This window comes from SAR202 cluster bacterium, from assembly GCA_016872355.1.
Taxonomy (GTDB): domain Bacteria; phylum Chloroflexota; class Dehalococcoidia; order Lucifugimonadales; family VGZY01; genus VGZY01.
Map to the genome: position 1 here is coordinate 1 of VGZY01000113.1, position 5,387 is coordinate 5,387.

At 64.2% G+C, this 5,387-nt stretch carries 5 protein-coding genes and 1 pseudogene; 1 reads left to right on the forward strand and 5 read right to left on the reverse strand.

Annotated elements, in window-relative coordinates; all coding sequences use genetic code 11:
* Nucleotides 1-146 precede the first annotated feature (146 nt).
* The 5 genes and pseudogenes from FJ319_14340 to FJ319_14360 all read right to left on the reverse strand — a co-directional run bounded on the left by FJ319_14340 (nucleotide 147) and on the right by FJ319_14360 (nucleotide 3,708).
* Nucleotides 147-794, reverse strand: coding sequence for a response regulator transcription factor (locus FJ319_14340; GenBank protein MBM3935445.1), 648 nt, complete (start codon nucleotides 792-794; stop codon nucleotides 147-149).
* A complete protein-coding gene (locus FJ319_14345; protein MBM3935446.1) occupies nucleotides 791-1,489 on the reverse strand; it encodes a sensor histidine kinase in 699 nt (232 codons plus the stop codon). Before FJ319_14345 ends, FJ319_14340 begins: the two co-directional genes overlap by 4 nt.
* A 78-nt stretch (nucleotides 1,490-1,567) precedes the next feature.
* Nucleotides 1,568-2,206, reverse strand: a complete 639-nt coding sequence (locus tag FJ319_14350) for a GAF domain-containing protein (protein MBM3935447.1) — start codon at nucleotides 2,204-2,206, stop codon at nucleotides 1,568-1,570.
* Nucleotides 2,139-2,689, reverse strand: a pseudogene (locus FJ319_14355) (endonuclease domain-containing protein). Before FJ319_14355 ends, FJ319_14350 begins: the two are co-directional and overlap by 68 nt.
* 98 nt (nucleotides 2,690-2,787) lie before the next feature.
* Complete coding sequence (locus tag FJ319_14360; protein MBM3935448.1) at nucleotides 2,788-3,708, reverse strand: HAD family phosphatase; 921 nt, start codon at nucleotides 3,706-3,708, stop codon at nucleotides 2,788-2,790.
* A gap of 411 nt (nucleotides 3,709-4,119) precedes the next feature.
* On the opposite strand from FJ319_14360, the gene FJ319_14365 reads away from it, so the two are divergent.
* Nucleotides 4,120-5,025: a branched-chain amino acid aminotransferase gene (locus FJ319_14365; GenBank protein MBM3935449.1), complete on the forward strand. Its 906-nt coding sequence runs from the start codon at nucleotides 4,120-4,122 to the stop codon at nucleotides 5,023-5,025.
* The last annotated feature ends 362 nt before the right edge of the window (nucleotides 5,026-5,387 follow it).

The following is a 5,387-nucleotide window of genomic DNA, read 5'->3' on the forward strand; positions in this document are numbered from 1 at the left end:
GGTTGCCTCAACACACGTTATGATCGGTCACGCGCTTCTGCGAGCCGTGCGCGTATTCCTGAAGCGGTATCCACATGCGCACCTGCGGATACGGTCCGGGACGATGCATGAGGTGCTCAATATGGTGTGCGTTGATAATCTCTGGCTCACTCGCTGGCGCGACGCCTCTCGGAATACCTCGCTGCCCAAGCAATCACCTGGGACCGGTTTTGCAGGTGGAGCTTGTCCAGGATGTTCTTCATGTGGTACTTGACGGTGTTCTCAGTAATGAAGAGTCTCTCTGCCACCTGCTTGTTGGTCTGCCCCTGGGCGACGAGCTCCAACACCTCCTGTTCGCGCTGGCTCAGTCCGTCGGGGCCTGCATCCGCGCCGCGCGTCGACTTCGACCTGAACTCCTCCAGGGGCTTGCCCGCGAGGCGAGCGGGGACGACCGCCTCGTTGCGCTGGATGGAGTCCAGAGCGTCGAAGAACTCGCCGGCGTCCAGGTCCTTGAGGAGGTAGCTGTGCGCGCCGCTCTTGACCGCCTCAAAGAGGTCGCGCTCGTCGTCCGAGACGGTAAGCATGACGACCTTGATGTCCGGGTACTGGGCCTTGATGAGGCGCGTGGCCTCCAGGCCGCCCATCTCCGGCATGCGAATGTCCATGAGAATGACGTCCGGGTGCACGGAGCGCAGGGCGGCGAGGGCCTCGCGGCCGTTGCCGGCCTGTGCCACCACTTCGTGCTTCCGGGTCCTGAGCAGGCTTGCGACGCCGTCCCGGACGAGCTGCCGGTCGTCTACCAGCATCACCTTCATTGGCCTGACCTCCCGTCGGTTGCAAGGACTGTGCGCGGCGCCAGCAGGCGCACGGACGTGCCGCCGATGGCCTCCGTTCGCTCCTGCATCGTCTGTATTCCCAGGTGCGGCCAATCGCCGCGCTGTATCGACTGCGGGTTGAACCCCTTGCCGTTGTCGGCGACGGTGACGAGAAGGTCGTCTATGTTGCTCGCCTGGAAGGTAATGGTGACCTGGGTGGCGGCGGAGTGCTTGCGCACGTTCGTGAGCGCCTCCTGGGCGATGCGGAGAATCTGCACCTCTTGCAGCGGCGTGAGCCGCAGATCGCCGGGGTCCACCTGCCATTCCACCGTCACGGGCTTGCCGAGCTGGTTGCGGTACTCCTCCACATACTCCTCGAGCACGTCCTTTAGCGTTTGCCCGGGGCCGATCTGCGCCCTGAGGGCCAGGATGCCTTCGCGCACGTCGCGGTAGGCGGACTTTGCCGCGTCCACGAGCTCTTTGACCTGCTTCTCAGCCTCCCTGGGGTTATCGCTCCGCAGGTACTCGGAGACCGCCTGCGCCTTGGTGTTCACGTAGCTCAGCACCTGCGCGAGGCCGTCGTGCATCTCGCGTGAGATGCGCATGCGCTCCGTCTCCACGGCCATCGTCTGGATGCGCTCGTACAGCCGCGCGTTGTGGATGGCGACTGCGGCGGTGTTGGCGAAGAGCTGCACGATCTCCTCGTCCTCAGCGCTGAATACGCCGGCTTCCAGCTTGTCGGTCAGGTACAGGCTGCCAACCGTCTGCCCCCTTTACCGGATCGGCACACCAAGGAAGCTCGTCATCGGCGGGTGGTTCGGCGGGAAGCCGACCGACGCCGGGTGGTCCTGCATCCTGTCCAGGCGCAGCGGCCTGGTCTCGTGCGCGATCTGTCCCAGCAGTCCCCTTCCCACCGTGGGCGGCCCCAGGATCTCGCGTGTCTTCTGGTCGATGCCGGAGGTGAGGAACGCCGTGATCCCGTCTTCGTCGTCGAAGACGCTCAGCGCGGCGTATCGGGACTGCACTACCTCGCGGCTCAGGTCGACGACGCGCTGGAGCACGGAAGACACCAGGCGCTCCTCCGCCAGTGCGATATTCGCCTCGTTGAGCGCGCGAAGCTGGCTGTTTTGCCGCGCGGACACCTGGGAGAGCGTCTGCATCTCGGCCTGCATGCGCGAAATGGTGCGGAAGACCATGTGCGCGAAGACCCCTATCACCGCGCCCAGGGAGAGGTTCAGCACAATGAAGCCCGGGCCGGAGTGCAGGAGCCGGTGACCGGTCGGGCTGACGAGCACCAGGTGGTAGATCACGAGGAAGCCCCACGGCACAAGAGCGGCCAGCCACTCAAGCTGCCGCATCGTAAGCCTGCCGGCGAGCAACCGGCGCGGGCCTGATGTGCCTTTGGGGTTCATGCGGAAACGTCCTTGAAGGGAATCCGGTGAAAGGCCTGCCGCCCAACCCGGCGTGCACGCCCATTATATGGCGGCCACGAGCGGTGGACGAGTCAATTCTCTTCAGACCGACGTCGCAAACCGCATCCGTCTGGGCGAGGACCTCATTATTCCAGAACCTGATGACCTTGTACCCCTGCGCTTCCAACCACGCTGTCCGTTCAGCGTCATATCCCGCGGCATCCATGTGCTGGCTGCCGTCGACTTCGACAATTAGCCTTTTCTCGAAGCATAAGCAGTCGACGATGAACGGACCAAGCGGCTGCTGTCGGGAAACCTGTACCCGCCGACAGAGTGCCGTCTTAACCTGGTCCAGAGCTTTCGCTCGGCGTCCGTCGGAGCAGTGCGGAGTTCGCGTGCTCTGTCTCTCGTGTCGGGGGAGCCGGACCACTGGTTGTAGAGGTATGGACGCTTTGGGGGATGGTCCGGGAAGTCATCTGACATGTGGTGTCGCTCCTGGAGAAGGGGCCTCAAGACCCCCTCTGTGGTCTCCCCCGTGGGGGGAGACGAGAACCCTCCCTCCCTTCCGCCACCCTGGCAGATCACAACCTTGGCAGGACGAACTCCTCTATGGCCACCGCCAGGCCGTCTTCCTCCACCGGCGGCGCGACGTAGTCCGCGAGCGCCTTCACCTCCGCGGGCGCGCCGCCCATGACGATGCGCAGGTCCGCCGCGCGGAGCATCTGGATGTCGTTGTAGCTATCGCCGGCGGCAATCAAACCTATTCCACTTTCTCCTCTCCCGGCCCCGCGGGAGAGGATGTCCGGCTCTGCGGACAGGCGAGGGCCACCGCTTGGCTTCAACAGATCTGCTCTCTCCCTTGACGGGAGAGATGTCGCCGCTCTGGGCGACAGTGAGGGTGACGGCGGGGCGCCTCCGTTCCCGTACCCCATCATCTCCCTCAACACATCTGCCGACGCGCCTTTGGTGATGCCGATGCGGGTGAAGTCCACGGCCCAGAGGTCGTTGTACGGCAGGTAGACTTTGACCATATGCAGGCCCTGTGTACCACTGAACGCCTGCAGCACGCCGTCCGCCGCTGCCTCGCTGATGTCCAGAGCGGACACGCGGGTAAGCTCCCACCGCACCACCTCGCCGATGCTCTTGATCGTCCCGAAGGGAGAAGTGGCCATGAACGGCACGCGCATCTCCGTCAGCCGCGCGACGATCTCCTCCGAGTGCTCGGGCGAGAGGCCCGCCGACCACACGTGCCTGCCGGTCTCCGGGTCCACGATCGTTGCGCCGTTGTCGGAGACCTGCGGCGTCTTCAGTCCGAGCTCGCGCGCGAACTTCAGCACCTCGTCGGTCTCCCGCCCCGTTGCGATGGAGACGTGCAGCAGCTCCGCCGCCCTCGTGACTGCGCGGTGGACGCGCGGAGATATCTTGTTATCTCTTCCGATGATGGTGCCGTCCAGGTCCAGCATCATCAGCCTGTAGTTGGTCATAAACACCTCAGCGGACATTGTACCGGATTAGCAGCGCCTGCCTGACAGAAGTGGCTCCAGGGGAGCCTGCCGGCGTTGGGCCGCAGGCCCACGGCGTCGGCAGTCGGAGGGCAAAGCCCTGTGCTTGCGGTCTGGGGCGAAGCCCCAGCGAGCTATTCCCCCTCTCTCCGTGCACGGAGAGAGGGGGCCAGGGGGAGAGAGGTCGGGGTGGTGTCCGGCCCTGAGGATTTGCCCATTTCTCGCGTGGCGCCTGACCTGCGCGTCCGCGCACGGCGCGGCGAAATTCGTCGCAGGACATTCCGGCGCATCGGCCGGTGGAGTATAATTGCTGCCGGACGAAACCTTTACCTCGTCCTCTTCTCCCCGAGGGAGAAGATGTCGCGCTCCGGCGACAGATGAGGGCCTTAACGGAGTGCACTGGAGGACCACATGGCGGACTACATCTCATACTGCAACGGCGAGTGGATGCCGTACAGCAAGATCAAGATCGAGCCCGGGGACCGCGGCTTCACCATCGGCGACGTCGTCTACGACGTCGAGCGCACCTTCAACGGGAAGGGCTTCAAGCTGGAGGAGCACATCGACCGGCTCTACCGTTCGCTCAAGTTCGCGAGGATAGACGCAGGCGTCTCCCGCGATGAGATGCTCCGCATCACCCAGGATGTCATCAAGAAAAACGAGCACCTGCGCAAGGACGTGGGCGACTTCGCCATCATGCAGTTCGTCACGCGTGGCCCCGGCTACTTCGCCTGGAAGTCCGGCCCCGCGACCGTCTGCGTCAAGATCAGCCCAGTGGACTTCAAGCTCTTCGCCCCGGGCTACACCACCGGCATGAAGGGCGCATTCGCCCGGACGCGCGCGCTGCCCTCCGATGTGCTGGACTCCAAGGTCAAGCACTTCAGCCGCATGCACTTCGCGATGGCCGAGCTGGAGGCGAACGACACCGACCCCGGCGCGTGGCCGCTGATCCTGGACACGGACGGCAACCTCACCGAGGGATCTCGCTACAACGTCTTCATCGTCACTGACGGCGTTATCCGCACCGGCGGGGACAAGAACCTCCTGCAGGGCGTATCGCGCGGCACCGTCTTCGAGCTGGCCCGGCAGCTTAACATCCCGGCGGTCTCCGAGGACCTGCAGCCGTACGACGTGTACACGGCCGATGAGGTCTTCTTCGCCAGCACCAGCTACTGCGTCCTGCCGGTGACATCGGTGGACCGCAGGCCCGTCGGTACGGGCAAGCCCGGCAAGATCGTAAACCAGCTCCTCGCCGCCTGGAGCGAGAAGGTCGGCGTGGACATCGTAGGCCAGGCCCAGGACTGGGCGAAGAAGTAAGGGGCTGCACAGCCGGGGTACGGGGTACGGCCCCGATTCGAGGACTTCCCGATTCCCAGGGGTCATACGGGATCTGCGACATCGGGGGTTCAAAGCAAGGTACGGGAACAGCCGAACAGCCGACACCCTCATCCGCCGCGGCGGACCAAAGCGCCGAAGACCTCTCCAGTCAAAGGAGAGGTAAGAATGGGGCAGAACAGCCGTTAGCCCTCACCCTTTGGGTCAAAGCACCCAAAGGCCTCTCCCTCGGGAGACCTTTGCGTTACCTCGGGAGGAGAGGGTTTTGGACGAGCCTCTTCAAATTGATGTCATGTTCGGGCGAATTTTTAGCCCCGGCATCCGCCGTCAGGCATGTTTCGAAG

Excerpts from the sequence above, each read along its gene's own strand:
- FJ319_14365 (MBM3935449.1), top strand. The coding sequence starts at position 4,120 with ATGGCGGACTACATCTCATACTGCAACGGCGAGTGGATGCCGTACAGC.
- FJ319_14360 (MBM3935448.1), bottom strand. The coding sequence starts at position 3,708 with ATGTCCGCTGAGGTGTTTATGACCAACTACAGGCTGATGATGCTGGAC.
- FJ319_14340 (MBM3935445.1), bottom strand. The coding sequence starts at position 794 with ATGAAGGTGATGCTGGTAGACGACCGGCAGCTCGTCCGGGACGGCGTC.
- FJ319_14350 (MBM3935447.1), bottom strand. The coding sequence starts at position 2,206 with ATGAACCCCAAAGGCACATCAGGCCCGCGCCGGTTGCTCGCCGGCAGG.